Origin of the sequence: Bradyrhizobium sp. HKCCYLRH2015, from assembly GCF_051168215.1 — a bacterium.
In the GTDB taxonomy this organism is placed as follows: domain Bacteria; phylum Pseudomonadota; class Alphaproteobacteria; order Rhizobiales; family Xanthobacteraceae; genus Bradyrhizobium.
The window spans coordinates 595,267-621,610 of the sequence record NZ_JBNPUO010000001.1 but is presented as its reverse complement, the minus strand read 5'-3'; the positions used below and the strand labels follow the sequence as shown (position 1 = coordinate 621,610).

The window sequence follows — 26,344 nt, the reverse complement described above, 5'->3', positions numbered from 1 at the left end:
TCGTAGCCCGGATGAGCGCAGCGACATCCGGGCTCTCCGGCACAACGTGTGAACCCGCATGTCGCTTACGCTCATGCGGGCTACGCGATGCGCGCCGTTCTACTTACTCATAAGCTCATCCCCACGGCACTCGAGGGGCGGCCGATGAGCGTCGACACCTTGGCGAGGTTCTCGTGAATGCGCCCTCTCCTTGTGGGAAAGGGCATGGAGGACCGAGCGGCAAACGCACTTGGGTGAGGGGTATCTCGCGACGAGCGCCGCTGGCGGAGAGAGACCCCTCACCCAAGCGGCCCGTTGATAGGCCGGCGTCGCCCTCTCCCACAAGGGGAGAGGGCGCATTCACTGGCACCGCGCCTGATCGTGCATTCTCAAGCGTGGCGAGAGGATCTACTCCACCAGATCGTCTTCCAGGATCGCCATCTGGAATTGGAACGAGCGGTCGTCGTCCTCGTCGTCGACGAACAGAACGCCGATGAACTCTTCGCCGATATAGACTTCGGCGGAGTCTTCCTTCTTCGGCCGCGGCACCACACGGATCTTGGGATTGCCGAACACGCGCTTCAGATACGCGTCGAGCTTCCTGACTTCCTGAACGTCCACGGTGATCTCCAATCGACAGCGAGGTTTGCAGATGATGCGGACGCTACAGCGCGAACGTCCGTGTCCTTATGACTTCGACATTCCGGCCCAAGGATCGAGGCAAGACGAGCGGCGATGTCGAACGCACTGAAAGGGACGCCGTGGATCTCACATTCATTCCGCCAAGACAAACTCAAGACAAACGGCGGATCGTCAAATCCACAGACGCCGATGTGTTGGCACGAATTTCCCTGGATGAGAAGGTCTTGACTTCGCTGTCGACGGAGGCGCTCGCGGCTCAGATCCCGATCGCGTTGATCATCTGATCCATGGTGCGCGACGGCTCCGCACAACCGGCCTCGCCGACGATCTTCGCCGGCACGCCTGCGACGGTGACGTTGTTCGGCACCGGCTTCACGACGACCGAGCCGGCGGCAATGCGCGCGCAATGACCGACCTCGATGTTGCCGAGCACCTTGGCGCCGGCGCCGATCAGCACGCCATGACGAATCTTGGGGTGCCGATCCTCGTTCTCCTTGCCGGTGCCGCCGAGCGTCACGCCATGCAGAATCGAGACGTTGTCCTCGATGATGGCCGTCTCGCCGCAGACGAAGCCGGTGGCGTGATCGAGGAAGATGCCGCGGCCGATGCGCGCCGCCGGATTGATGTCGGTCTGGAACACGGCCGAGGAGCGGCTCTGCAGATAGAACGCGAAATCCTTGCGGCTGTTGCGATACAGCCAATGCGCCAGCCGGTGCGTCTGCAGGGCGTGGAAGCCCTTGAAGTAGAGCAGCGGATCGATGAAGCGCGAGGTGGCGGGATCGCGATCGTAGACGGCGACGAGATCGGCGCGGAACGCATGGCCGAGGTCCGGCTCGTCGCGCAGCGCGTCATTGAAGGTCTGGCGGATCAGGTCGCCCGACAGCGCGGAATGATCGAGACGGTCGGCGACGCGGTGCACGACCGAATCCTCGAGCCGGCCGTGGTGCAGGACGGTTGAATAGATGAAGGTCGCGAGCTCGGGCTCGCGGCGCACGATCTCTTCTGCCTCGTGGCGGATCCGATCCCAGATCGGATCAAGCGTCGCCAGCTTGCTGCCCTGCTGCGGATTGGTCTGATGCATAGCCATGGCTGCTTCTCGCAGTTTCAGTGGGCGGGACTTATAGCACGGCGCATGGAACGATGTCCTCTGCAGGAGGCGCGAGGCCGGCGATCCATTCCAGCCAGCCTGCCTCCCAGAAAACACGGGATTGAGACATTTTACGTCCCGCCGATGACGTCCCGGTTGCGCCGCCATGCCATTCGGCACCGCGTCGGTTCAAAGTGGGCAGCAGGAACCCGAAATCAAGGTGGGCCTCGGGGGTAGCAATCGGTTCCGGCACCTGGGGCACTCTGCGGGAGGGCGGAAGGGACGGATACCGGCGGCTGCGGCAAAAAGGAACCACCCGGGGACAGAAGGCCGGCCATTCCCCCGTTCGATCACGGGAGCGGCTTTACCATCCATCGCTCTGCGTCTACTAGTGAATATCGCCCTGACCATATTTCGGCCACGGTGCTCCTGATCGGGGGACACGGGTATCAGTAACACTCAGATCCTGGACGAACGCGCAACCGAGGCCGGATTGGCCTGGCTCCCCGTCATCGTCATCCCGCTCTTCCTCGTCGCGCCGGCGCTATGGAACGGCTACCCGCTGCTGCAGTGGGACACCGGGGGCTATCTCGCGCGCTGGTACGAAGGCTATCTGGTGCCGAGCCGCTCGACCGTGTTCGGGCTCTATCTGCATTTTGGCGAAGGCTCGAGCTTCTGGCTCAATCTCGGCCTGCAGGCGCTGGCGACGCTCTGGATCCTGCAGCTCACCTTGCGCGTGCTGGGGCTGGCCCAGCCGCTGCGCCTGCTCTGGATCGGCCTGCTGCTGATCCTGACCACCGCCCTGCCCTGGCTCGCCAGCATGCTGCTGACCGACATCTTCGCCGGCCTGTCGGTGCTGGCGCTCTACATCATGGTCGCGCACGCACGCCGGATCTCCATGCTGGAGACATGCGCGCTGTTCGGCTTCGTGGCCTTCGCCTCCGCCACCCACAGCGCCACGCTCGGCGTGCTGTTCGGCCTGTGCTGCGCCGGCTGGATCGCCTATCCCTGGCTGCGCCGGCAGATCGCGCTCTCCGGCCTGGTCCAGGCCAGCATGACGATCGTCGCGGGTGCGGCGATGCTGCTCGCAGCCAACTTTGCCCTGTCCGGCCAGTTCGCGTGGACGCCGGGCGGCACCGGGGTCGCCTTCGGCCGCATGCTCCAGGACGGCATCGTGGCGCAATATCTGAAGGACCATTGCGCCCGCGAGAAGCTGAAGCTCTGCCCCTATCGCAACGAGCTGCCGCCCACCGCCGACGACTTCCTCTGGGGCCACAGCATGTTCGACAAGCTCGGCCGTTTCGAGGGCATGAACGATGAGATGGGCTTCATCGTGAAGCGGTCGCTCGCGGCCTATCCGCTGTGGCAGGCCAAGGCCGCCGCGGTCGCTACCGCCGAGCAGTTGGCGCATGTGGCGACCGGCGAAGGCACCAACGGCTGGCTGCCGCATACCTACGGCATCATCGAGCGCTACATCCCGTCGCAGACGAGGCAAATGCGCGCCGCGCACCAGCAGCATTGGGACATCAATTTTGCCGACGTCAACTGGCTGCACGTGCCGGTCGCGCTGGCCTCGATGCTGGCGGCGGCGGCGATCGCGGCGCACGCGATCTGGCGCCGGCGGCGCGACGATGTGGCTTTGCTTGCCAGCACCGTGACCCTGGCGCTGCTGGGCAATGCCCTGATCTGCGGTGTCATCTCCGGCCCGCATGACCGCTACGGCGCGCGGATGGTGTGGATCGCCACCTTCACCGCGCTGATCGCCGCGGCAAGGTGGTTCAGCGGCGAGCGCGTGGAAGGCACGGCGGAACGCCTCCCGTAGCCCGCTTGAGCGGCAGCCGAAGCCCAGAGGGCGAAGGCGGGAGCGACATGCGGGTTCACACGCGCCGCTCGGAAAACCCGGGGTCGCTGCGCTCGCCCGGGCTACGGCTTCAGCGCCGTGACAGGAAGTCGACGACCCCGGCCTTGTAGACCTTGTCGCCGACAGCGCGCATGTGATCGCGATTGGGGATGTCGAGCACTTCGGCACCGGGGATGAGCGCGCCGAGCGCCGGACCCGAGCCCGACACCTCGTCGGTGGTGCCGACCGCCACCAGCACCGGCACCGCGATGCGGCCGGCGTCCTCGCGCGAGATCAGGCCGCGCGAGCCGCGCATGCAGGCGGCCAGCGCCAGGCGGTCGGAGCGGGTCTGGTCGGCGAAGGCGCGGAAGGTGCGGCCCACGGGATCGGTCACGTCGTCGATCGACGGCGCCTCGAGCGCGACGGCGACGTTCTCGCCGGGACCGCCGCCTTCGATCATCGCCATGCCGATGCCACCGAAGATCGCCGAACGCAACCGCTCGGGCGCGGTCAGCGCGATATGCGCGGCGATGCGGCCGCCGAGCGAGTAGCCCATCACGTCGGCGCTGGCGAGGCCGAGATGATCCATCAACGCCGTGACGTCGCTCGCCATCGCCGCGATCGAATACAGCGCGGGGTCGTACAGCTTGCCCGAATCGCCATGGCCGCGATTGTCGAGCGCGATCACTCGGCGGCCGTCCTTGCGCAGCTCGGAGGTCCAGGCCGGGTAGACCCAGTTGACGTTCTTGCTCGACGCAAAGCCATGGACGAGCACGATCGGATCGCCCTCCCCCTCATCGATGAAGGCAATTTCAACGGCGCCGTTGTGAAAGCTCGGCATCGGTCGCGAATCCCGGAACGCTGGAGTGAAGCTGGTCGGACGAAGTCTAGATCATGATGCGCTTCCACGGAATCGCATCATGATCTTATCCCTTTGTTTGAGCATGATCTTTTCGGAAAACCGGCTTCCACTTTTCCGGATCATGCTCTAGCCGCAGGACGCGGTTGCGGCCAGTTCGGGAGCGGAGGACGCGGCCTGCATCCGGCGCAGGCGGCGCCGCCGGCTCCGGTCGAGCCAGGCCTGGGTGGCCCGCTCGGTCATCGCCTTCAGCGATGCGACGAAGCTGAGCAGCGTCATCAGCGCGCCGAACAGCCAGAGCGCGAGATTGAATGCCCCCGCGGTCAGCAGCAGCGCGCCGCGGCCGAGCAGCTTCAGGATCGCGCGCGTCTGGCCGCCCTTGGCCTCGGCGAGCCGCGCCGCGCGGGCGATGTCCTTCGGCCCTTCGGCGAGCTTGAGCGAATCCAGTGCGCCGCGCGTGCCGGCCTTCTCAGTGATGCGGCCGACATCCTTGGCGAGCCGCACCAGCGCGCCGGCCTTCTCGGCGCGGAACGCCGCGCGGATCGCGGTCGCGGTCTGGCCAGGACGAAGCACCGAGCCCGAGGCCACCGCCTGCTGCAACAGCGGCGCATCGACCACATCCCGCGCCGAGCGTCCGGCCCAGGCGGCGAGCCCCTCGCCGAGCCGGCCGACCTTTCGCGCATCCTTCACCAGCGTCAGCCCGGCCCGCACCGGCGCGGCAGTGCCTGCCGAGGCATAGGTCGCGGCAGTGACGGCAAGGCCGGCCGCGGCCAGGCCCAGCACAAGGCGGTCGGTCTCCTCGCCCATCACCAGATGCTTGCCCTCGCGCACCGCGTCGCGGATGTCGCCGAACACGAAGAGATCGCCCGCCACGGTGCCGGACAGGCTGGCGACATCGTCGGCCTGGCCGGTGACGAGCCCGGTCGCGAACCGCTTGGCAACGCTGGCCGGCGCCTTCTCGGCGGCCGCCGCATCGCTCACGCGCTGCACCAGCGCGTCGTCGAGTGCCACCTGATGATCCCGCGCGAGCGCAACGAAGCTCTCGGCGAGATCCGGATCGCCCGCTTCGAGCGCGTCCCTGATGCCGCTGCTGATGCGCGCCGGATCGGTCTGCAGTACGGAGGCGACCTGAAGCTCCGACAGCCTCGCCGGATCATCCTGCGCCGCGACGATGGCTCCGGCCCCATAGGCGTGCGGCCATATCGCAGCGCCGACCGCGGCGCTGACGGCAAGCCCGGCCAGCGCCAGACTGAGTCCCAGCTTGATTCGCTTCGAGATCACGCCGCCTTCACGTTTTCGCGGGAACGATGCGAAGAGACATAGTAATTTCCGTGCCTGACACAACGGCCTCGACGAAAGAAGGGCTTCTCGGCGGCCCTGAGTTTGTGTCGAATCCACAGGCCACAACATAACGGCGTGCGTTGCATCAAACGCGGGTTCCCAGCACTAGGAATTGGCATCAAGGCTCAGTATGGTCGCGTCGTTTTCGACGCGTGCGGCCGTGCGACCTCAGTCCCGTCCTGTTCCGTCGTGCTGACCGCATACGCTCCCGTTGCCACGCGAGGTAATACCGATGGCCGATAACATCGTCCCGCATTTCAACAACGATGCCGGTGTCCCCGTCATCGAGATCGGCTCGCATGAGTTCATGTGCGTGGGCGCCAATCCGCCGTTCGATCATCCGCACGTGTTCCTCGATCTCGGCAACGACAAGGAGATCATCTGCCCGTATTGCTCGACGCTGTACCGCTATGCGCCGGACCTCGCCGCCGGCGAGGCGCGGCCCCCGGAATGCGTGCTGAAGGACGTCGCCTGATCGGCGTGTCGTGGCATCGCGTACCGTCTATGTGGCGGGAGCCGGGATCGGCGGCCTGACGGCCGCGCTCGCGCTCGCCACCAAGGGCTTCCGCGTCGTCGTGCTGGAGAAGGCCGAACGGCTCGAGGAGGTCGGCGCCGGCCTGCAGCTGTCGCCCAATGCCAGCCGGATCCTGCTCGACCTCGGCCTCGGGCCGCGGCTGACCGCGCGCGCGGTGGTGCCGGACGCCGTCAGCATCATGAGCGCGCGGGCCGGCGGCGAGATCGCCCGCCTGCCGCTCGGCGAGGCCGCGAGCCGGGCAGCGGGCGCACCCTATTGGGTGATCCACCGCGCCGACCTGCAGGCGGCGCTGGCCGCGGAGGTGATGGCGCATCCGGACGTCGAGCTGCGGCTCGGCTGCCAGTTCGAGGACGTCGTCGCCCACGCCAAGGGCCTCACCGTGGTGCATCGCCGCGGCAATGAGCGCCGCCAGGACGTGGCGCTGGCGCTGATCGGCGCCGACGGCGTGTGGTCAACGGTCCGGCACCATCTGTTTCCGCAGGTCCGCGCCGAGTTCTCTGGCCTGATCGCCTGGCGCGGCACGCTCGACGCCCGGCAATTGCCGCGCGAACTGACCGCCGCGCGGGTGCAGCTCTGGATGGGTCCCGCGGCCCATCTCGTCGCCTATCCGATCTCGGCTGGCCGGCAGGTCAATGTGGTTGCGGTGGTACCGGGCACCTGGAACCGGCCGGGCTGGAGCACGGAGGGCGATCCGGGCGAGCTGAAGGCGGCGTTCGCGCCGCCGCGCTGGCCGGCGACGGCGCGGCTGCTGCTCAATGCGGTCGACGGCTGGCGCAAATGGGCGCTGTTCGGCGTCCCCGAAGGCATCGAATGGACCGAGGGCAGCGTCGCGCTGCTCGGCGACGCCGCGCACGCCATGCTGCCGTTTGCGGCGCAAGGCGCGGGAATGGCGATCGAGGATGCGGTGGTGCTGGCCAAGAGCCTGAGCGAGGCGCGCCCGGACGGTCCCGGCGCGATCCCGGCTGCGCTGAAACGCTACGCCAAGCTGCGCCGCCCGCGCGTCGGCCAGGTGCAGCGCACCGCGCGCAACCAGGGCCGGCTCTATCACATGACCGGACCGCTGGCGCTGGCCCGCGATCTCAGCATCAAGGCGCTCGGCCCGCAGCGCCTGTCGGCGCGGCAGAGCTGGATCTACGACTGGCGGCCGTAGGCGGAGAGCGCCGTCTCAGTAGACCGAGCCATCCCGCGGCAGGGTCGACGGCGTGCCCGCACCGGAGGCCATCGGCCGCGCGGGGCGCGCCGCCGGCTTGACCGGCCTCCCAGGCTTGGCGGCCGCCGGCTGCGGCGCCGGAGTTTCCTGGCACTTGTTGCGGCGCCAGGCCTCTTCGGCGAACTGGGTCTGGCCTCGGATCGCGATATAGTCGTTGCGATAGGCGACCTCGGCCACCACCGCGCCGCCGGCTCCGGTCTCCGCCTTGGCCATCAGGCCCTGCAGCTCGGCCGCGCGCCCGGCGAGCGCCTTGCGCTCGGCCTCGAGCTGCTTGCAGTCATAGAGCTCGTACTTGGCCGGATCCGCGAAGGCGGTCGACACACTGTCGCTCATGCCGGCGCAGCCCGACAGTAGCGATCCCACCCCGAGCAGTCCCGCGGCCAGCGCGACGCGAAGCCGATCGCTGGTCATGCAGCCCCGATCGTGCAGCGGCCGCGAGCCATGGGGTCGATCTTGGGCTCGATCTTGGGCTCGATCTTGGGCCGATCGGTCGCGGACATCGGCCCGAACGGCGGCAGCATTCGCCTCTGCGATGATCTTCGGATTCGTCACGCTCACCTCGCTCAACGACTGGTCCGCAAGGCACGCGGATCCGAATCGTTTTCTCGTGATGGGTCCGTGCCTTACAACGGCCGCTTCGTCCATGTCTTGCACCAGATGATCCCAGACCTGACAAAGCGCTTCAGCGCGAAAGCAATCTCAAAGCAGCTGGTGACGGCCGGATTGAGGCTTTACCAAGGCGCTCGCGCTGGCTTAAGCAGAGGATGAGCTTTGGAGTCAAAGTGCAACTCGTCCGGCGTCGCCGGATGATGCGTCAGGTCTCCAAGATCAAAGCGCGGACGTGGCGGAATCGGTAGACGCAAGGGACTTAAAATCCCTCGATGGCAACGTCGTGTGGGTTCGAGTCCCACCGTCCGCACCAGCCCTGTGCACGCCTCGCTCGACTGCCCTGCCCGGCTCAGTTCAGCGCCGCCAGCCGCTCCAGCTCGGCGAGATCGGTGACCTCCAGCCTGCCCTCCGCGATCGTCAGGATATTGCGATCGCGAAACAGCGCGAGCACGCGGCTGACATGGACCGAGGTCACGCCGACGGCGTCGGCGATGTGCTGCTGCTTCAAGGGAAACGGATAGCGGTGGTGCTGGACCACGCCGTCCACCGCGACCCGCCGCATCAGGCTGAGCAGCAGATGCGCGATCCGGCGCTCGGCCGGACGCTGGCCGAGCACGGTGATGAGTTCGTAGGAGGCCCGGCCGTTGTCGCCGAGCGAGCGGAACACCTCCATCATGACCAGCTCGTCGGCACGGCACTGCTTGCGGACCTCCTCGCCATCGAGCCGACTGACCTGGACCTGGGTCAAGGCCTTGGCCGAGAAGCTCATGCCTTTGGCGAAGATCGCCGCCGGCGAGAAGATGTCGCCCGGCAGCAGGAAGCGCAGGATCTGGCGGCCGCCATCCGACAACTGGATGTAACGGAATGCCCAGCCGCTACAGAGCACGAGCACGTCGTCACGCGCCTCGCTCTGGCATTTGATCTGCTGGCCGGCCCGGACGCTGAAGAACTGCTGATTGAGCCGCGGCAGCGCCGACTGCGCCCGGCAGGCCCTGAACAGCGCGGCACAGAATCCGGAATCGACGTGGGTGCAGGAGACGCAGCAGCCGGCGAGATCGGGTTCTGATCGCAGCATCAAGGGGTGCGCGCGCTTCCGTCCCGCCGACCCGGATTCGTCATCCGGTCATCGGGACGCTGTGGCGGTCGATCGGGGGCGGCGGATGCCGAAGCCTTCGACCTGCGTCGCAGCTAAAATGGAACCGGTCCGCAGCGATATAACCTGGATTAATCATGCGGCTGAAAGTCGCCCATCCGTCCCGACGGCCGGCGCAGCGCCATCACTCGCTTGGGCGTGGATCTCACCCGAAACATGATCGACGCCGCCTTGCGCCTACGCCGCCTGCGCTCGCGCCGTCAGCTCCGCCATGGTGGTGGACTTGAAGCTCGGCCGCGCCTCCAGCCGTTCGATCCACGCGACGAGATTGGGATGGCCGGCGGTCAGCTCCGCCCATTCCGGCGTCAGCGACAGGAAGCTCGCCTGCGGCGCGGCCTGCAGATCGGCCAGCGACAGATGATCGCCGACCATGAATGGCTGCTCGCCGAGCAGCCGCGACAACTCGGCGATGACGGCTCTCGCCTGCGGCATCGCGCGCGCGATCGCAGCCTCGTCGGTGGTCGTGCCGAAGAATTGCGGGCCGATGATGCGCTGGAAGAGGATGACGTTGCACACGCCCTGGAACAGGTACCAGTCGCTGATGTTCATCACCTGGTCCATGCGCGCGGCCTGCCGGACATCCGCGGGCGTCAGGGCCGGCTCGGGCAGCACGCGGTCGAGATAGCGCAGGATCGCCTGGGTCTCGTACAACGCGAAGCCGTCATGCGCGAGCGCCGGCACGCGCCCGAAGGGATGACGCGCCAGATGCGCCGCCCCCTTGGAGTCACCCGGCGCCATCGCCGCGAGCCGATACGGAACGCCTTTCTCCTCCAGCGCAATCAACACGCTGCGCCCGAACGGGCTTCCCGGCACGGAATGGACGACGAACTCGGACATCACGATCTCCCCACGCTTATGATGAACTTCTCATGATGACGCCGGCGGCCGCTCGGCCTCGGCCAGGAAACGCTGCAGCAGCCCCGGCCAGCCGCCGTCGACATCCCGCCGCATCGACGCGCCGGCCTCGCTGCCCATGGTTTCGAACTTGTGGTGCAGCAGTTCGACCCGGGTCGCGTCCGGGCCCTCGGCCACGAACTGCACGTCGACCTCCGAGCGCATCGCGGCATCCGGCTTCCACTGCGCATCGACCTGCCACAGCATGATGAAGCGATGCGGCGGCTCCCACAGCGTGATCGTCGCGACCGTGGTCGCCGTGCCGTCCTCGGCGATCTCGAGCCAGTGGCCGCCGAGCTTCGGCTCCAGCAGCACCTTCTCGATCGGCTTGCGGCCGACCCCATGCGTATGCGGCCACCAGCGCGTCAGGCCGCGCGTGAACACGTCGAAGGCATGATCGATCGGCGCCCGGACATGGACAAGCTTCCGGACCGGCGCAATCACGGCACCCTCACTCATCGATCCTCCCTTTCGTCTGCCGATGCGTGCGCTCCGCCTCGATCTTGAAGGCGAGCAGCGCGTCGTCCCAGAAGCTGTCGAGCCAGTCGCGCAGCTCGGCCAACCCCTCACGGCGCAAAGCGTAGATGCGCCGCACCCCCTCGCTGCGTTCCTCGACCAGGCCGGCATCCTTCAGCACCTTCAGATGCTGCGAGACGGCCGGCCGCGACACCGGCATTCCCGCCGCAATCGCGTGGACCGGGCGCGGCCCGCCGCGCAGCCGCTCGAACACCTCCCGCCGCGTCGGGTCCGCCAAAACGTTCAGCGCCACTTCGTAAGTCATGACTTACTGTAAGCCAATACTTACCAAACTGTCAAGGATGCCGGCTCGACGCGGAACACGAGAGTCTGATCCAGCAGATCTCGCCACCGCCGGTTGCAGGGAGAAACCCGCCGTTAACCACAACCGAACCACGGTGGAACCAACGGCTGCCGGCGTTCCGAGTCGATCACCTGCGTGCGACGTTCCGAGGCCAGCCGGGGCTCGCCATCAATGAGAGGCACGATGCTGGGATTCCGCAGCCGAAAGAACGAACCGTCGGATGCCCCGCCCGCCCCCGACACGGACGCACACGACGCCTTCCAGGACACGCTGGCGCGGTGCCTGGGCGACTGGGCGGACGGCAGGCTCAACCGCGATGTCGCTGATGTCGACGCTGCCGCGCTACGTGCCAGGCTCAAGCCGCAACTGATCGAGGCCATCCATCGCCTGGGCATCGCGCTGGCCACCCGCGCCTCCCAGGACCTGGATTCCATCGTCGACCTCTGCATCAACAGCAACGAAGCCTCGATCAGCGCGGCGCGCCTGATCGGCGCCTCCAACAATCAATCCGAGCGCTGCCAGAGCCTCGCTTCGGCCTCGGTGGAGATGCAGGCCTCCGTGCACACCATCCGGGCGACGTCGACCCAGGCTGCAGCCGAGGCCGCCGCGACCCGCCAGGCCGTCGAGGACAGCGTGACCGCGGTGCGGCGGACGTTGCAGACGATGAACGGCATCGCCAGCTCCGTGCGCGACACCTCGGCAAAGATCGCCGATCTCAGCGCCGCCTCCGCCGAGATCGGATCCATCGTCGGCACCATCGACGCGATCGCCAACCAGACCAACCTGCTGGCGCTCAATGCCACCATCGAGGCGGCGCGCGCCGGCGAGTTCGGACGCGGCTTCGCCGTCGTTGCGGCCGAGGTCAAGAACCTGTCGCAGCAGACGACCAAGGCGACGGAGGACATCAAGGGCCGCATCGAGCGGCTGCAGGGCGAGATGAGCGGCATCGTCGAGGCCATGGCCGGCGGCGCCAAGGCGGTCGAGGTCGGCATGTCCGAGATGGACGATCTGGCGCAGGCGATCGATCAGGCCGGCACCCGGACCGCGGTGGTCAGCACCAAGATGGACGAAATCTCCGGCATTCTCGCCGAGCAGTCCGCCGCGACCGACGAGGTCGCACAGGGCATCACCATCATCGCCGATCTCGCGACCGCCAATGCCAACGAGGTGATGTCGCTCGCGGACACCATGGGCAAGACGGACGCGAAGGTCGGCAAGATGCTGGGCGAGATCGCCAAGCTTTCGCTGGACCACCAGGTGGTGAGACTGGCCAAGGCCGACCACGTGATCTGGAAAAAGCGGCTGGTCGACATGTCGGTCGGCCGGCTGCAACTGCGCGCCGACGAGCTCTCCGATCATCACACGTGCCGGCTCGGCAAATGGTACTATGGCGAAGGCGGTCGGCGTTTGGCTGGGGATCCGGCATTCCGCAACCTCGAGCGCCCGCACGAGGCGGTGCACCGCCACGGCAAGGAAGCGGCGCGGCTGTTCAGCTCAGGGCACATCGAGGAAGCGCTCAATGAGATCGGCCGGGTCGAGGTCGCATCCAGCGAGGTGCTGGCGGCGCTGGACCAGATCAAGGCGTGATTGAAGATCGTCGTTCCGCGTGAGATGCGTAGCCCGGATGAGCGCAGCGACATCCGGGCTACGCATCTCACGCACGGCGGTGGCGAACCCGCATGTCGCTGCGCTCATGCGGGCTACACGACCTCCGCTACTCGCTCTTCTCGACGTTCCAGAACACCGGCACGGCCTGCCCTTCCAGCACGCCGGTGATCGACTTGCGCCAGGCGCTCGGCATGAACCATTGGCCGAGCGGCACGTAGATCACCTGATCGTAGACCTCCTGCTGAATCTGGGCGGCGATCCGCTTCTGGTCCTCCGGCTTGGTGGCCTTGGCGAAGGCGTCGCGCAGCTCCTCCATCCTGGGATCGTCGGGCCAGCCGAACGGGCTCTTCTGGCCGCGCGCGCCGACGAAGGTGCTGCCGATCGGATTGCCGGAGTCGGCGATCACCGAGTTGGTGAAGAACATGTTCCAGCCGCCCTCCTTCGGCGACTTCTGGCTGGCACGCCGCGTCACCACGGTCTGCCAGTCCGTCGTCTGCAGATCGACCTTGAACCCGGCGGCGCGCAGGAGCTGCGCAGCGACCACCGGCTGCGCCTTCAGGGTGATCGCATCGCCCGGCGCGAGGATCACGACGGGCGTGCCGTCATAGCCGGCCTCGGCCAGCAGCTTCTTGGCCTGCTCCATGCCGTTGCCCTTCACCAGCGTCTCCGAGCCGACGTCGGATTCGAGCGGCGTGCCGCAGCCGAACACGGCGCCGCAGATCGTGTAGTACTTGGCGTTGCCGACCAGCGCGTCGAGCACGTCCTTCTGGTTCAGCGCCAGGAAGGCCGCACGGCGGATCTTCACGTTGTCGAACGGCGGAAACAGGAAGTTCATGCGTCCCAGGGTCTGGTAGCCGAACTTGTTCAGCACGTTCATCGACAGATCGGGATTGCCGGCGAGCACCGGCTCGAGGTCGAGCGGCGGGAATTCCATGAAGTCGATGTCACCGGCCTGCAGCGCGTTGACGGCCGTCTGCGCATCGGGCATCGAGACCCACTCGACGCGATCGACCTTCACCACCTTGCCGCCGGCCGTCCAGCTCGGCGGCTCCTTGCGCGGCACGTAGTCGGTGTTCTTCTCATAGACCGCCTTCACGCCCGGCTGGAATTCCGCCTTGACGAACTTGAACGGTCCGGAGCCGATCTGCTCCGAGATCTGCTGGTTCGCGGGCGTCTCGGCGAGACGCTTCGGCATCATGAACGGTACGTAGGACGACGGCTTGCCGATGGACTCCAGCACCAGGCCGTACGGCTGCTTCAGCTTCAAGGTGATGGTCTTGGCGTCGGTGGCCTCGAGCGAGGCGGTCGCCTCCATCAGCTTCTGGCCCATGCTGTCGTTGCGGCTCCAGCGCCTCAGCGAGGCGACGCAGTCCTCGGCGGTGACATCAGTGCCGTCGTGCCACTTCAGGCCGTCGCGCAGGGTGAAGGTGTAGGTCAGCTTGTCGTCGGAGACCTTCCAGTCCGCCATCTGCGGCTGGACCTGAAACTTGGCGTCCGTCCCGAGCAGGGTGTCGTACACCATGTAGCCGTGGTCGCGTGTGATGTAGGCCGGCGTGAACACGGGATCGATCACGCGCAGGTCCGAATGCATCACCGCCGTGATCGTCTTCTTGCCGGCGAAGGCCTCGGTCGTGACGCCCGCCATCGACACGGCCATGACCGAAGCGACGAACCATGAAACGAGCGCGGATGCGGTCCGGCGCGGAGTATGTGACATGCGATCTCTCTTGGCGTGAGCTTCCATCCGGGGGCCCTGACACCGATCAAGGCCTGACGAGGCGTCCTGCGTCGCGTCTGCAAACGCTTCAGCAAACAGTCTCGGCGAGGAGACTTGCAGCAGTTCCCTCGCAGGTCAATCGCCATGGGCGCATGGGTCGCCGCATCACGCGGATGCACATATCGCGATTGCGTCGATCACGTCCCGCCATCTGGAACTCGGCGGCTCCCGGTCTGTTATGCGCAGCAGCAAGGAGCCTGATGATGCCGAATGAAGTCACCAAACCGCGGGACAGCCGACGTCCGGCCATGCCGATCCGCACCGAGAAGAACCCGTCCCAGGATCAGATCAGCCCGCCCTTGATGGTCGAGGGTCTCGAAGCGGTGCGCGATCCGCACTGCTGAAGGGCGCTCACGCACGGGCGAATGCGGGAACAAAAAAGAGACGCGGCGAAGTTTCCACTTCGCCGCGTCTTTGTTTGCATCACGAGTGCGTTCGCCGCCTACTCGCTCTTGTCGACGTTCCAGAACAGCGGCGTCGCCGGGCCGTCCAGCACGCCGCTCAGCGACTTGCGCCAGCCGCTCGGTACCAGATACTGGCCGAGCGGGATGTAGATCACCTTCTCGTAGTTCAGCTTCTGGATTTCGGTGGCGATCTTCTTCTGCTCGTCGAGCGAGGACGACCGCGCATAGGCGTCGCGCAGCTTCTCGATCTCGGCATCCTCGGCCCAGCCGAACCAGCCGCCCTTGGTGCCGCGGCCGCCGACCGACACGTTCACCACGGGATTGGCGACGTCAGCGCCGACCCAGTTGGTGAAGAACATGTTCCAGCCGCCCTCCTTCACGGGCTTCTGGCTGGCGCGCCGCGTCACCACGGTCTGCCAGTCCGTCGCCTGCAGGTCGACCTTGAAGCCGGCCTCGCGCAACAGCTGCGCCGCCACGACGGGCTGCGCCTTCAAGGTGGTGACGTCGCCCGGCGCCATGATCGCGATCGGCGTGCCGTCATAGCCGGACTCGGCGAGCGCCTTCTTGGCTTCCGCCATGCCGTTGCCCTTGATCAGCGTCTCGGCGCCGACATCGGTCTCGAGCGGCGTGCCGCACACGAACACGGCGCCGCAGATCTTCTGGTACTTCTCATTGCCGACCAGCGCGTCCAGCACGTCCTTCTGGTTCAACGCGAGGAAGGCCGCGCGGCGCACCTTCACGTTGTCGAACGGCGGGTTGAGGAAGTTCATGCGGCCGAGCGTCTGGAAGCCGAACTTGTTCAGCACGTCGATCTTGAGCTCGGAGTTCGACTCCAGCACCGGCAGCATGTCGTAGGGAAGGTTCTCCATGAAGTCGATGTCGCCCGACTGCAGCGCGTTCACCGCGGTCTGCGCATCCGGCATCGTGATCCACTCGACGCGGTCGACCTTCACCACCTTGCCGCCGGACGTCCAGCTCGCCGGCTCCTTGCGCGGCACGTAGTCGGTGTTCTTCTCGTACACCGCCTTCACGCCCGGCTGGAATTCCGCCTTGACGAATTTGAACGGGCCCGAGCCGATCTGCTCGGGAATCTGCTGTCCCGCCGGCGTCTCGGCGAGACGCTTCGGCATCATGAACGGCACCAGCGAGGACGGCTTGGCGATCGACTCCAGGACGAGTCCATAGGGCTCCTTCAACTTGAGCACGATGGTCTTGGCATCCGCAGCCTCCAGGCTCGCCGTGAAGTCCATCAGCTTCTGGCCCATGCCGTCGTTGCGGCCCCAGCGCTTCAGCGAGGCGACGCAGTCCTCGGCGGTCACCGGCGTGCCGTCATGCCATTTCAGGCCGTCGCGCAGGGTGAAGGTGTAGGTCAGCTTGTCGTCGGAGATCTTCCAGTCCGCCATCTGCGGCTGGACCTTGAAATTCGAATCCGTCGCCAGCAGCGTGTCGTAGACCATGTAGCCATGGTCACGGGTGATGTAGGCCGTCGTGAATCCGGGATCGATGACGCGCAGATCCGAATGCATCACCGCCGTGATCGTCTTCTTGCCGGCTGCGATGGCCTGGGTGCTCAGCGCCGTCGAGAGCGAAAGCATGGAAACGGCGAGGCTCGTCGCGAGCGTCAGACGTTTCCAGCGCGGGCTGTGGAACATTACGAGGTCTCCTGAGTGGATGGTTTGACCTGAAACTGATCAGATCCAGACCATTCGTTGGGCGTGCAGATCAATCCTTGTGCGAACTAACATGCTGTAAGTCGCGAGCTTTCGACAGTTGCAGAGGTCGCCTTTCGCGTCAATCCGCATTCAGCGCATGCGGCCCTGGGCTGAGAATGCCGTTAACGTCCGCATAGCTTTCGCTTTACAAGGCGTGCGCAACTCCGTCTCGTGTCATGAGATCGCGACAAAGCCTTGAGAGAGCACAAATGAATCCAGCCCACCTTCCCTTCGATACCGACATCATGCTGCAGGGCCTGCGCGGCTGGGTCGAATGCGAAAGTCCGACCTGGGACGCCGCCGCGGTGGAGCGCATGCTGGATCTCGCCGCGCGCGACATGGCGATCATGGGTGCGACGATCGAGCGCATCGCCGGACGCCAGGGCTTCGCCGGCTGCGTGCGCGCCCGCTTCCCGCACCCGCGGCAGGGTGAGCCGGGCATCCTGATCGCCGGCCACATGGATACCGTTCACCCCGTCGGCACGCTGGCCAAGCTGCCGTGGCGCCGCGACGGCAACCGATGCTACGGGCCCGGCATCTGCGACATGAAAGGCGGCAACTATCTCTCGCTGGAAGCGGTCCGCCAGTTGAGCAAGGCGTCCATCGCCACGCCGCTGCCGATCACCGTCCTGTTCACGCCTGACGAGGAGGTCGGCACGCCCTCGACCCGCGACATCATCGAAGCCGAGGCGCAGCGCAACAAATACGTGCTGGTGCCCGAGCCGGGCCGTCAGGACAATGGCGTGGTGACCGGCCGCTATGCCATCGCCCGCTTCAATCTCGAGGCGATCGGACGTCCGAGCCATGCCGGCGCACGGCTCGGCGCGGGCCGTTCCGCGATCCGGGCAATGGCGCGACAGATCCTCGCCATCGACGGCATGACGACCGAGGACTGCACCTTCTCGGTGGGCATCGTGCATGGCGGCCAGTGGGTCAATTGCGTCGCCACCACCGCCACCGGCGAAGCGCTCAGCATGGCGAAACGGCAGGCCGATCTCGATCGCGGCGTGGAGCGCATGCTCGCCCTGTCCGGCACCACCGACGACGTGACCTTCAAGGTGACGCGCGGCGTGACGCGGCCGGTGTGGGAGCCGGATTCCGGAACCATGGCGCTGTACGACAAGGCGCGCGGAATCGCCGAGCAGCTCGGCCTGTCGCTGCCGCACGGCTCGGCAGGCGGCGGCTCGGATGGCAATTTCACCGGCGCGCTCGGCATTCCAACCCTCGACGGCCTAGGGGTGCGCGGCACCGACATGCACACTCTGAACGAGCACATCGAGATCGACAGCCTCGCCGAGCGCGGCCGCCTGATGGCGGGACTGCTCGCGACGCTCGACTAGATCGCGGCACGCGACGGCGCGCAGCCCGCATGAGCGTCAGCGACATGCGGGTCCCGCTCGTCGGCGCGGTCGCTGCGCTCGCCCGGGCTACGCTGCGCAGCAGCACGGTTTCATTTTCCGGGACCTGCACGGGGCGAGTGGACAATCACTCCGCAGCGCGCGCATGATGGCATGCGGCTTGCAAAGTTTCCGAGAAGGTTCGCCGCAAAAGTGCTGCGACATTGTTCGCAAATGCGATGGTTCGCGCGGATCACGAACACCGTGTCATCCTGCGCGCAGGAGCGGGCGAGCGCACATCGGAGACCTTGAAAGCGATGGACATCGGTGACATGCACACTCTCTCACGACGTTGCGCGCGTCGCCCCAGCACCATGAAGGCGGTTCTCTCAAGATGATCGGTTATCTGCTTCGCCGCATCCTCGCATCCATCCCCGTGATGGGCGTGGTGGCGCTGTTCGTCTTTCTCCTGCTCCGGCTGACGCCGGGCGATCCCGCGGCGATTCTCGCCGGCGACAACGCGACTCCGGAGCAGCTCGAGCGCATCCGCATCACGCTCGGTCTGCACGAGCCGCTCTACATCCAGTTCTTCACCTGGATCAATCAGCTGCTGCATGGCGATCTCGGCGTGTCGCTGATCTCGAAGGTGCCGGTGCTGCAGATGATCGGACAGCGCATCGAGCCGTCGATCTCGGTCGCGATCTCGACCATCATCCTGTCGATCCTCGTCGCCGTCCCGCTCGGCGTCATCGCGGCCTGGAAGCACGGCACCTGGATCGATCGTTTCGTGATGGCGCTCTCGGTGATCGGCTTCTCGGTGCCGGTGTTCGTCATCGGCTACATCCTGATCCAGGTGTTCGCGATCAACCTGCGCTGGGTCCCCGTTCAGGGCTTCAAGAGTCTCAGCGCTGGCTTCGGCCCGTTCTTCGAGCGCATCATCCTGCCGACCTGCGCCTTGTCCTTCATCTACGTCGCACTGATCGCGCGCATGACGCGCGCCGCGATGCTCGATGTGCTCGGCGAGGACTTCGTGCGCACCGCCCGCGCCAAGGGCGTCAGCGAGATCGCGGTGCTGCTGCGGCACGCGCTGCGCAATGCGGCGGTGCCCGTCATCACCGTGATCGGCTCCGGCTTCGCGCTGCTGATCTCCGGCGTCGTGGTCACCGAGAGCGTGTTCAACCTGCCGGGCATCGGCCGCCTCACCGTCGACGCCGTGCTGGCGCGCGACTATCCGGTCATCCAGGGCATGATCCTTCTGACCTCCTTCATCTATCTCGCGGTCAATCTGCTGATCGACCTCGCCTACACCCTGCTCGATCCCCGCATCCGCTACTGAGGCCCTGTTCCGATGGCAATCGTCACCACTCCTGAGCCGTCGATCCCGGTCACCACGCGACTCGGGCCCCGGTTCGGCTTTCTGACCTCGACCCCGATCATCGCCGTGGCCACGGTGTGCCTGTCGCTGATCGTGATCATCTCGATCCTGGCGCCGCTGCTGGCGCCGCACGACCCGGTGCTGCTCGCGCCGGCGCAGCGGCTCAAGCCGTCGAGCGCGCAATATCTGCTCGGCACCGACGCCTACGGCCGCGACCTGTTGTCGCGCACGATCTATGGCGGCCGCATCTCGCTTCTGGTCGGCGTCGGCGCGGCGATCATCTCGATCGCGATCGGCCTGGTGATCGGCCTCGTCTCCGGCTTCTTCCGCTGGGTCGACGCCATCATGATGCGGGTGATGGACGGCCTGATGGCGATCCCGAGCATCCTGCTCGCCATCGCCGTGGTGTCGCTGTCCGGCGCCAGCGTCGGCACCGTGATGATCGCGATCACCATCGTCGAGATCCCGCGCGTCGCTCGCCTCGTCCGCTCCGTCGTGCTGACCGCGCGCGAGGAGCCCTATGTCGAGGCCGCGATTTCATTGGGCACGTCGATGCCCAAGATCATGTGGCGGCACCTGATGCCGAACACGATCGCGCCGCTGATCGTCCAGGGCACCTACATCTGCGCCGCCGCGATTCTCACCGAGGCGATCCTGTCGTTCCTCGGCGCCGGCATCAGCCCGGAGACGCCGACCTGGGGCAACATCATGGCCGAGGGCCGCTCCTACTTCCAGATCAAGCCGTCGCTGATCTTCTGGCCCGGCCTGCTGCTGTCGATCGCCATCCTGTCGATCAACCTGATCGGCGACGCCGCCCGCGACGCGCTCGACCCGCGCATGAAGCAGCGCGAGGCCGGCAAGTGACGGCACCGCTTAGCCCAGATGATCATCTCACTTTTCGTCATTGCGAGCGAAGCGAAGCAATCCAGGGCCACGCCCGCGACTCTGGATTGCTTCGTCGCTTCGCTCCTCGCAATGACGGCGGAGACCTGACCTAATGACCGACACCATCCTCGACATCGACAATCTCGTCGTCACCGTCGGCAAGACGAAGAACCCGAACGGCCCGCGCATCATCGACGGCGTCTCGATCAAGGTCGAGAAAGGCGAGACGCTCTGCGTCGTCGGCGAGAGCGGCTCGGGCAAGTCCGTGACCTCGCTGACCACGATGGGCCTTCTGCCGAAGAACGCGCTGCATGCCGTCGGCGGCAGCGTCAAGCTGGTCGGCGAAGAGCTGCTCACCGCGACCGATCGCCGGCTGCGTGAGCTGCGTGCCACCCGGATGGCGATGATCTTTCAGGAGCCGATGACCGCGCTCAATCCGGTCGTGCCGGTCGGCCGCCAGATCGACGAGGTGCTGCGCGCGCATACGTCGCTCGATGCACGGGCGCGGCGCAAGCGCATCCTCGACATGATGGAGCAGGTCCACCTGCCCGACGTCGAGCGAATCTTCGGCTCCTATCCCCATCGCCTGTCCGGCGGCCAGCGCCAGCGCATCATGATCGCGATGGCGCTGGTGCTCGAGCCGAAGCTGCTGATCGCCGACGAGCCGACCACCGCGCTCGACGTCACCACGCAGAAGCAGATCCTGTCGCTGATCCGCGAGCTGCAGCGCGATCACGGCACGGCGGTGCTGTTCATCACCCACGACATGGGCGTGGTCGCCGAGATCGCCGACCGCGTCGCGGTGATGCGCCAGGGGCGCCTGGTCGAGACCGGCGCGCTCGACAAGATCCTGCGCGCGCCCGAGATGGACTACACGCGCAACCTGCTGGCCTCCGTGCCCAGCCTGATCCCGCGCCCGCCCCGGCCTGACAGCACCGAGCCGGTAGTGCTGGAGACCAACGAGCTCGGCAAGGTCTATCGCGAGCGTTCGTTCCTCGGCAAAGCGCGCGAGGTCGTCGCTGCGCAGAACGTCACGCTCACCCTGCGCAAGGGCCGCACGCTCGGCATCGTCGGCGAAAGCGGCTCCGGCAAGTCGACGGTGGCGCGCTGCATCGTCCGGCTGATCGATCCGACCTCCGGCGGCGTCCGCCTTGCCGGCCACGAGATCTCGATCCTGACGCGGCGGCTGCTGCAGCCGCACCGCAAGCGCATCCAGATCGTGTTCCAGGATCCCTACCGCTCACTCAACCCGCGCCTCACCGTCGGCGAGAGCATCGCCGAGGGGCCCGTCAATTACGGCACGTCGCACGACAAGGCGATGGCGCGGGCGCGCGAGCTTCTCGAGCTGGTCGGCCTGCCCGCGGACGCGATCTCGCGCTATCCGCACCAGTTCTCCGGCGGCCAGCGCCAGCGCATCGCGATCGCACGCGCGCTCGCGCTCGATCCGGACGTGCTGGTGGCGGACGAAGCCGTCTCTGCACTGGACGTGTCGGTGCAGGCGCAGGTGCTGGAGCTGCTCGACGAGATCCAGCGCCGGCTCGGGATCGCGATCCTGTTCATCACGCATGATCTGCGCGTTGCCGCGCAGATCTGCGACGACGTCGTCGTGATGCAGAAGGGCCGCATCGTCGAACAGGGCCCGGCCGGCGAGATCCTGACGCATCCGAAGGAGGCCTATACCAGATCCCTGCTCGAAGCGGCCCCCGGACGGAACTGGGACTTTGCCAACTTCCGGCCGGTGGCGGAAGCGGTGGCGTAGCAGCGCTGCCGTAGCCCGCATGAGCGAAAGCCGGCGCGCGGAACGCGCGGCGGCGCCAGCGACATGCGGGATCTCACGAACTGCGGCGATGAACCCGGATGTCGCTCCCGCCTTCGCCCTTCGGGCGCAGGCGTCCGCTCATCCGGGCTACGCGTTAGCGGCATGCAAAACGGCATCGCTCCATCGCTTGCGTGGGCCGCGAACCCGGGTCTAACGTCATCATACGTTCAACGGCCTGAGGCGAAGTAATGACGCGCGTCGCGATCGGCGGCTTCCTGCACGAGACCAATACATTCGCTCCGACGAAAGCGGACTACGACGCGTTCATGCATGGCGGCGGCCGCGGCTCGATCGTTGATGCGACCTCCGTGCTCACGACGATGCGCGGCATTAATGCCGGCCAGGCCGGCTTCATCGCGGTCGCGGAAGCGAACGGCTGGAAGATCGTTCCCACCATCGCCTGTGCGGCGAGCCCCTCCGCACATGTCACCCGGGATGCGTTCGAGCGCATCACGACCGCGATGGTCGATCGCATCAGGGCTGCCGGGCCGCTCGACGGCGTCTATCTCGATCTGCACGGCGCGATGGTGACCGAGCATCTCGACGACGGCGAAGGCGAGATCCTCGCCCGCGTCCGCAAGGTGATCGGCCCGCACGTGCCGCTGGTCGCGAGCCTCGACCTGCACGCCAACGTCACGCCCGAGATGATGGCGCATGCGGATGCGCTGATCGCCTATCGCAAATATCCGCACACCGACATGGCCGACACCGGACGCGCGTCGACGGAGCATCTCGCGCTGCTGCTGCGGACGAAAGAGCCGCTTGCCAAGGCGTTCCGGCAGTTGCCGTTCCTGATCCCGATCAGCTGGCAGTGCACCAACGACCAGCCGACCAAGGGCATCTACGAGAAGCTCGCGGCGCTGCAGAGCGAGGCGGTGCCGACGCTGTCCTTCGCGCCCGGCTTTCCCGCCGCCGATTTCGCCCATTGCGGCCCGAGCGTGTTCGCCTATGGCCGTACGCAGGCCGACGCGGATGCCGCGGCGGATGCGATCGCGGCGATCGTCGCGGGCCACGAGAATGATTTCGACGGCCGCATCTATGCGCCCGACGACGGCGTGCGCCATGCCATGACGCTGGCGAAGACGGCGACACGCCCGATCGTGATCGCCGACACCCAGGACAATCCCGGCGCCGGCGGCGACTCCGACACCACCGGCATGCTGCGCGCACTGGTGCGCAACCGCGCCAGCCGTGCCGCGATCGGCATGATCTACGATCCGCAGGCGGCGCTGGCCGCCCATGCCGCCGGCGAGGGCGCCACCGTGACGCTGTCGCTCGGCGGCAAGAGCGGCATTCCCGGCGATGCGCCGTTCGAGGAGAGCTTCATCGTCGAGAAGATCTCCGACGGCCGCTTCGTCGCGCCCGGCCCGTTCTATGGCGGCCGCAAGATGGAGATGGGACCGTCCGCGGCACTGCGCATCGGCGACGTCAGGGTCGTGGTGGCCTCGCACAAGTCCCAGCTCGCCGACCAGGAAATGTATCGCTTCGTCGGCATCGAGCCGACCGAACAGGCCATTCTCGTCAACAAGAGCTCGGTGCATTTCCGCGCCGATTTCGAACCGATCGCCGAACATCTCCTGATCTGCGCCGCGCCCGGCGCGATGCCCGCCGATCCCTCCACTTTGCCCTGGACCAGCTTGCGTCCGGGCATCCGCCTCAAGCCGAACGGCCCGGCGTTCAAAGCATAAACCTCTCAACGGAAACGCACCCATGCCGACCATCGATCGCATCCAAGGTTACGCCGACGAGCTCACCGCCATCCGCCGCGACCTGCACGCGCATCCCGAGATCGGCTTCGAGGAGACGCGCACCTCCGGCATCGTCGCCGAGAAGCTCGCGCAATGGGGCATCGAGGTGCATCGCGGCCTCGGCGGCACCGGGGTGATCGGCGTCCTCAAGGGCAAGAACGACAGCGGCAGGAAGATCGGCCTGCGCGCCGACATGGATGCGCTGCCGATGGAGGAGAACACCAACCTGCCGTGGCGCTCGACCATCCCCGGCCGCTTCCACGGCTGCGGCCATGACGGCCACACCACGATGCTGCTCGGCACGGCGCGCTATCTCGCCGAGACCCGCAACTTCGACGGCACCGTGCACTTCATCTTCCAGCCGGCGGAGGAAGGACTCGGCGGCGCACGCGCGATGATCAAGGACGGCCTGTTCCAGAAGTTTCCCTGCGACGAACTCTACGGCCTGCACAATGCGCCGGACCTGGAGCACGGCGAGATCGCGATCCTGCCCGGCCCTGCCATGGCCGGCGCCGACTTCTTCGACATCCGGATCTCCGGCTACGGCGCCCACGGCGCGATGCCCGAGCGCTCCAAGGACGCGGTGGTGATTGCCACCAGCGTGGCCCAGGCGATCCAGACCATCGTCAGCCGCAACGTCGAGCCGCTGCAGGCCGCCGTGGTCTCGATCACCCAGATCCATGCCGGCTCGGCCTACAACGTCATTCCCGGCGATGCCTGGCTGTGCGGCACCGTGCGTGCGTTCTCCGACCCCGTGCGCGCGCTGGTGCGCGAGCGCATGCGCGCGATCTGCGCCGGCATGGCGGCGGCGTTCAATTGCGAGATCGATGTCGACATCCGTGACACGTTCAGCGTCCTTGTGAACCAGGAGGAGCAGTCCAAGGTGGTCGAGGAAGTCGCGCGCACCGTGGTCGAGCCGTCCAAGGTGCTGACCCGCTCGACGCCGAAGATGGGTAGCGAGGATTTCGCCGACATGCTGCAGACCATCCCGGGCGCCTATTTCTGGGTCGGCCATGACGGCTCGGTGCCGGTGCACAATCCCGGCTACGTGCTCGACGACAAGATCCTGCCGATCGGCGCCAGCATGTTCGCCCGCATCATCGAGACGCGCCTTAAGGCAGCCTAGCGCGACTGACATACGTCAATGAGCGGGCGGCAGATCGAGATGAACTTCGGCGTGGGAGCACCAGCATGCACAAGCCCGTCTCGGACGACATCACCTCGCTTCACGATCTCTCCGCCGTCGACCTGATCGCCGGCTACCGCGCGCGCCAGTTCTCGCCGTCCGAGGTGATGGACGAGGTGCTGGCGCACGTGGCGGCGTGGGAGCCTGATATCAAGGCGTTGTACCTGCTCGACACCGACGCCGCGCGAGCGGCGGCGAAAGCGTCGGCCGAGCGCTGGGCCAATGACGAGCCGGCCGGCGTGCTCGACGGCGTACCGGCGACGGTGAAGGACAATCTCGCCACCAAGGGCCAGCCGATGCCGCTCGGCGCAGCCAGCGTCACGCGCACGCCACTCGCCGCCGATGCGCCGCCGGTGGCCCGGCTGCGCGAGGCCGGCGCGATCATCTTTGCCAAGACGACGATGCCCGACTACGGCATGCTGTCGTCGGGCCTGTCGAGCTTCCATCCGCTGACGCGCAACCCGTGGGATCTCCGCATGAATCCCGGCGGGTCCAGCGCCGGTGCGGGTGCTGCCGCCGCGGCGGGCTACGGTCCGCTGCATGTCGGCACCGACATCGGCGGTTCGATCCGGCTGCCGGCGTCGTGGTGCGGCCTCGTCGGCCTCAAGCCGAGCTTCGGCCGCGTGCCGATCGATCCGCCCTATGTCGGCCGCGTTGCCGGCCCGATGACACGCATCGTCGACGATGCCGCGCTGATGATGAGCGTGCTGTCCAAGCCGGACAGGCGCGACGGCACCAGCCTGCCGCCCTCGGACCTGCACTGGAAGATCGCGGAGAAGCCGGTGCGCAAGCTGCGCATCGGCCTGATGCTCGATCTCGGCGGCGTCGGCCAGCCGCTCGAGGAGCCGGTGCGCGCGACGACGCTGGCGGCCGCCAGAGCGTTCGAGGACGCCGGCGCCGTAATCAGCGAGGTCAAGGGCTTCCTGACGCGCGAGATGCTCGACGGTCTCGACAATTTCTGGCGTGCGCGGCTGTGGGACGATCTGGCGCGGCTGGTGCCCGAGGTGCGCGCCAAGACCCTGCCCTACATCCTGCAATGGGCCGAGCGCGGCGCCGCGCTCTCCGGCGTCGAAGTCGTCAGAGGCTTCAACGTCACGATGGCGCTACGCGCCGCCGCAGCAAGACTGTTCTGCGACTACGACTACATCATCTCGCCGGTCTCGCCCGGCGTGAAATTCCCCGCCGAGTTCGCCTCGCCGGTCAACGATCCGCAGGCACCGTTCGAGCACATCACCTACACCGTACCGTGGAACATGTCGGAGAACCCGGCGATCTCCGTCAATGCCGGCTACGACTCCGACGGCTTCCCGATCGGCCTGCAGATCGTCGGCCGCCGCTTCGACGATGTCGGCGTGCTCGGGATGGCCAAGACGTTCGAGGGATTACGCGGCGAGCAGCGGCCATGGCCAAAGGCTCCGGCTTCACAACCATCCGCCCATTAGACGACGAGCTATCCCCACGCGTGAGCGCGGATTATCACTGCGACGTCGCCCATTGAAACAAGATGACGCTGCGTTATCAGCG

General features: G+C 66.8%; 23 protein-coding genes and 1 tRNA gene. 13 read left to right on the top strand and 11 right to left on the bottom strand.

Going from position 1 to position 26,344, the window contains the following annotated elements; translation table 11 throughout:
* Positions 1–387: 387 nt before the first annotated feature.
* Positions 388–600 carry a DUF3126 family protein gene (locus tag ACQR1H_RS02730; protein ID WP_006611186.1) on the bottom strand — a complete coding sequence of 71 codons (213 nt, stop codon included), beginning with the start codon at positions 598–600 and terminating at the stop codon, positions 388–390.
* Between the two features lie 277 nt (positions 601–877).
* Entirely contained in the window at positions 878–1,708 is an 831-nt protein-coding gene (cysE, locus tag ACQR1H_RS02725) for a serine O-acetyltransferase (protein ID WP_316176981.1), read from the bottom strand.
* A 493-nt stretch (positions 1,709–2,201) separates the two neighbouring features.
* On the opposite strand from cysE, the gene ACQR1H_RS02720 reads away from it, so the two are divergent.
* Entirely contained in the window at positions 2,202–3,530 is a 1,329-nt protein-coding gene (locus ACQR1H_RS02720) for a hypothetical protein (protein WP_434907073.1), read from the top strand.
* 109 nt (positions 3,531–3,639) lie between these two features.
* Here the strand turns inward: ACQR1H_RS02720 and ACQR1H_RS02715 are convergent, their stop codons facing one another.
* Both ACQR1H_RS02715 and ACQR1H_RS02710 read right to left on the bottom strand, forming a co-directional pair.
* A complete protein-coding gene (locus ACQR1H_RS02715) occupies positions 3,640–4,389 on the bottom strand; it encodes an alpha/beta fold hydrolase (RefSeq protein ID WP_315801075.1) in 750 nt (249 codons plus the stop codon).
* Positions 4,390–4,536: 147 nt separating this feature from the next.
* Positions 4,537–5,688, bottom strand: a complete 1,152-nt coding sequence (locus ACQR1H_RS02710; RefSeq protein WP_434907072.1) for a hypothetical protein — start codon at positions 5,686–5,688, stop codon at positions 4,537–4,539.
* Between the two features lie 292 nt (positions 5,689–5,980).
* Between ACQR1H_RS02710 and ACQR1H_RS02705 the strand changes: the two genes are divergently transcribed.
* Positions 5,981–6,223: a zinc-finger domain-containing protein gene (locus ACQR1H_RS02705; protein ID WP_315714692.1), complete on the top strand. Its 243-nt coding sequence runs from the start codon at positions 5,981–5,983 to the stop codon at positions 6,221–6,223.
* A 10-nt stretch (positions 6,224–6,233) separates the two neighbouring features.
* Complete coding sequence (locus ACQR1H_RS02700) at positions 6,234–7,433, top strand: FAD-dependent monooxygenase (RefSeq protein ID WP_316215988.1); 1,200 nt, start codon at positions 6,234–6,236, stop codon at positions 7,431–7,433.
* Between the two features lie 15 nt (positions 7,434–7,448).
* On the opposite strand, the gene ACQR1H_RS02695 is transcribed toward ACQR1H_RS02700, so the two are convergent.
* Positions 7,449–7,904: a hypothetical protein gene (locus ACQR1H_RS02695; protein WP_315801077.1), complete on the bottom strand. Its 456-nt coding sequence runs from the start codon at positions 7,902–7,904 to the stop codon at positions 7,449–7,451.
* A 424-nt stretch (positions 7,905–8,328) separates the two neighbouring features.
* Here ACQR1H_RS02695 and ACQR1H_RS02690 point away from each other — a divergent pair.
* Positions 8,329–8,415: transfer RNA gene (locus ACQR1H_RS02690), tRNA-Leu, on the top strand.
* A 36-nt stretch (positions 8,416–8,451) separates the two neighbouring features.
* On the opposite strand, the gene ACQR1H_RS02685 is transcribed toward ACQR1H_RS02690, so the two are convergent.
* From ACQR1H_RS02685 to ACQR1H_RS02670, 4 genes are all read right to left on the bottom strand, one after another.
* Positions 8,452–9,177 (bottom strand): Crp/Fnr family transcriptional regulator, encoded by a 726-nt coding sequence (locus tag ACQR1H_RS02685; protein ID WP_434907071.1) that lies wholly within the window; start codon positions 9,175–9,177, stop codon positions 8,452–8,454.
* A 255-nt stretch (positions 9,178–9,432) separates the two neighbouring features.
* Positions 9,433–10,092: a glutathione S-transferase family protein gene (locus ACQR1H_RS02680; RefSeq protein ID WP_315801079.1), complete on the bottom strand. Its 660-nt coding sequence runs from the start codon at positions 10,090–10,092 to the stop codon at positions 9,433–9,435.
* Between the two features lie 30 nt (positions 10,093–10,122).
* Positions 10,123–10,608 carry an SRPBCC family protein gene (locus tag ACQR1H_RS02675; RefSeq protein WP_315801080.1) on the bottom strand — a complete coding sequence of 162 codons (486 nt, stop codon included), beginning with the start codon at positions 10,606–10,608 and terminating at the stop codon, positions 10,123–10,125.
* Positions 10,601–10,930 carry an ArsR/SmtB family transcription factor gene (locus ACQR1H_RS02670; protein ID WP_315801081.1) on the bottom strand — a complete coding sequence of 110 codons (330 nt, stop codon included), beginning with the start codon at positions 10,928–10,930 and terminating at the stop codon, positions 10,601–10,603. Before ACQR1H_RS02670 ends, ACQR1H_RS02675 begins: the two co-directional genes overlap by 8 nt.
* Before the next feature lie 222 nt (positions 10,931–11,152).
* Here ACQR1H_RS02670 and ACQR1H_RS02665 point away from each other — a divergent pair, with 222 nt between their 5' ends.
* Positions 11,153–12,556: a methyl-accepting chemotaxis protein gene (locus tag ACQR1H_RS02665; protein WP_315801082.1), complete on the top strand. Its 1,404-nt coding sequence runs from the start codon at positions 11,153–11,155 to the stop codon at positions 12,554–12,556.
* Between the two features lie 127 nt (positions 12,557–12,683).
* Here ACQR1H_RS02665 and ACQR1H_RS02660 read toward each other — a convergent pair whose 3' ends face one another.
* A complete protein-coding gene (locus tag ACQR1H_RS02660; RefSeq protein ID WP_434874262.1) occupies positions 12,684–14,294 on the bottom strand; it encodes an ABC transporter substrate-binding protein in 1,611 nt (536 codons plus the stop codon).
* A 263-nt stretch (positions 14,295–14,557) separates the two neighbouring features.
* On the opposite strand from ACQR1H_RS02660, the gene ACQR1H_RS02655 reads away from it, so the two are divergent.
* A complete protein-coding gene (locus tag ACQR1H_RS02655) occupies positions 14,558–14,698 on the top strand; it encodes a hypothetical protein (RefSeq protein ID WP_315801084.1) in 141 nt (46 codons plus the stop codon).
* A 98-nt stretch (positions 14,699–14,796) separates the two neighbouring features.
* Here ACQR1H_RS02655 and ACQR1H_RS02650 read toward each other — a convergent pair whose 3' ends face one another.
* A complete protein-coding gene (locus ACQR1H_RS02650; RefSeq protein WP_434886603.1) occupies positions 14,797–16,410 on the bottom strand; it encodes an ABC transporter substrate-binding protein in 1,614 nt (537 codons plus the stop codon).
* A gap of 269 nt (positions 16,411–16,679) precedes the next feature.
* Here ACQR1H_RS02650 and ACQR1H_RS02645 point away from each other — a divergent pair, with 269 nt between their 5' ends.
* The 7 genes from ACQR1H_RS02645 to ACQR1H_RS02615 all read left to right on the top strand — a co-directional run bounded on the left by ACQR1H_RS02645 (position 16,680) and on the right by ACQR1H_RS02615 (position 26,262).
* Positions 16,680–17,810 carry a M20/M25/M40 family metallo-hydrolase gene (locus tag ACQR1H_RS02645; protein WP_434907070.1) on the top strand — a complete coding sequence of 377 codons (1,131 nt, stop codon included), beginning with the start codon at positions 16,680–16,682 and terminating at the stop codon, positions 17,808–17,810.
* Between the two features lie 391 nt (positions 17,811–18,201).
* Positions 18,202–19,143, top strand: coding sequence for an ABC transporter permease (locus tag ACQR1H_RS02640; RefSeq protein WP_315801087.1), 942 nt, complete (start codon positions 18,202–18,204; stop codon positions 19,141–19,143).
* Between the two features lie 12 nt (positions 19,144–19,155).
* On the top strand, positions 19,156–20,046 hold the full coding sequence (locus ACQR1H_RS02635) for an ABC transporter permease (RefSeq protein WP_315801088.1): 891 nt from the start codon (positions 19,156–19,158) through the stop codon (positions 20,044–20,046).
* 133 nt (positions 20,047–20,179) lie between these two features.
* Positions 20,180–21,826, top strand: a complete 1,647-nt coding sequence (locus ACQR1H_RS02630) for an ABC transporter ATP-binding protein (protein ID WP_434846331.1) — start codon at positions 20,180–20,182, stop codon at positions 21,824–21,826.
* A gap of 248 nt (positions 21,827–22,074) precedes the next feature.
* A complete protein-coding gene (locus tag ACQR1H_RS02625) occupies positions 22,075–23,574 on the top strand; it encodes a M81 family metallopeptidase (protein WP_434907069.1) in 1,500 nt (499 codons plus the stop codon).
* A 22-nt stretch (positions 23,575–23,596) separates the two neighbouring features.
* Positions 23,597–24,760, top strand: coding sequence for a M20 aminoacylase family protein (locus tag ACQR1H_RS02620; RefSeq protein ID WP_434874259.1), 1,164 nt, complete (start codon positions 23,597–23,599; stop codon positions 24,758–24,760).
* A 65-nt stretch (positions 24,761–24,825) separates the two neighbouring features.
* Positions 24,826–26,262, top strand: coding sequence for an amidase (locus tag ACQR1H_RS02615; protein WP_434907068.1), 1,437 nt, complete (start codon positions 24,826–24,828; stop codon positions 26,260–26,262).
* Positions 26,263–26,344 lie beyond the last annotated feature (82 nt).

Excerpts from the sequence above, each read along its gene's own strand:
- ACQR1H_RS02645 (WP_434907070.1), top strand. The coding sequence starts at position 16,680 with ATGAATCCAGCCCACCTTCCCTTCGATACCGACATCATGCTGCAGGGC.
- ACQR1H_RS02625 (WP_434907069.1), top strand. The coding sequence starts at position 22,075 with ATGACGCGCGTCGCGATCGGCGGCTTCCTGCACGAGACCAATACATTC.
- ACQR1H_RS02640 (WP_315801087.1), top strand. The coding sequence starts at position 18,202 with ATGATCGGTTATCTGCTTCGCCGCATCCTCGCATCCATCCCCGTGATG.
- ACQR1H_RS02620 (WP_434874259.1), top strand. The coding sequence starts at position 23,597 with ATGCCGACCATCGATCGCATCCAAGGTTACGCCGACGAGCTCACCGCC.
- ACQR1H_RS02670 (WP_315801081.1), bottom strand. The coding sequence starts at position 10,930 with ATGACTTACGAAGTGGCGCTGAACGTTTTGGCGGACCCGACGCGGCGG.
- ACQR1H_RS02650 (WP_434886603.1), bottom strand. The coding sequence starts at position 16,410 with ATGTTCCACAGCCCGCGCTGGAAACGTCTGACGCTCGCGACGAGCCTC.
- ACQR1H_RS02615 (WP_434907068.1), top strand. The coding sequence starts at position 24,826 with ATGCACAAGCCCGTCTCGGACGACATCACCTCGCTTCACGATCTCTCC.
- ACQR1H_RS02705 (WP_315714692.1), top strand. The coding sequence starts at position 5,981 with ATGGCCGATAACATCGTCCCGCATTTCAACAACGATGCCGGTGTCCCC.
- ACQR1H_RS02665 (WP_315801082.1), top strand. The coding sequence starts at position 11,153 with ATGCTGGGATTCCGCAGCCGAAAGAACGAACCGTCGGATGCCCCGCCC.
- ACQR1H_RS02660 (WP_434874262.1), bottom strand. The coding sequence starts at position 14,294 with ATGTCACATACTCCGCGCCGGACCGCATCCGCGCTCGTTTCATGGTTC.
- ACQR1H_RS02680 (WP_315801079.1), bottom strand. The coding sequence starts at position 10,092 with ATGTCCGAGTTCGTCGTCCATTCCGTGCCGGGAAGCCCGTTCGGGCGC.
- ACQR1H_RS02685 (WP_434907071.1), bottom strand. The coding sequence starts at position 9,177 with ATGCTGCGATCAGAACCCGATCTCGCCGGCTGCTGCGTCTCCTGCACC.
- ACQR1H_RS02655 (WP_315801084.1), top strand. The coding sequence starts at position 14,558 with ATGCCGAATGAAGTCACCAAACCGCGGGACAGCCGACGTCCGGCCATG.
- ACQR1H_RS02630 (WP_434846331.1), top strand. The coding sequence starts at position 20,180 with ATGACCGACACCATCCTCGACATCGACAATCTCGTCGTCACCGTCGGC.
- ACQR1H_RS02695 (WP_315801077.1), bottom strand. The coding sequence starts at position 7,904 with ATGACCAGCGATCGGCTTCGCGTCGCGCTGGCCGCGGGACTGCTCGGG.
- ACQR1H_RS02635 (WP_315801088.1), top strand. The coding sequence starts at position 19,156 with ATGGCAATCGTCACCACTCCTGAGCCGTCGATCCCGGTCACCACGCGA.
- cysE (WP_316176981.1), bottom strand. The coding sequence starts at position 1,708 with ATGGCTATGCATCAGACCAATCCGCAGCAGGGCAGCAAGCTGGCGACG.
- ACQR1H_RS02675 (WP_315801080.1), bottom strand. The coding sequence starts at position 10,608 with ATGAGTGAGGGTGCCGTGATTGCGCCGGTCCGGAAGCTTGTCCATGTC.
- ACQR1H_RS02715 (WP_315801075.1), bottom strand. The coding sequence starts at position 4,389 with ATGCCGAGCTTTCACAACGGCGCCGTTGAAATTGCCTTCATCGATGAG.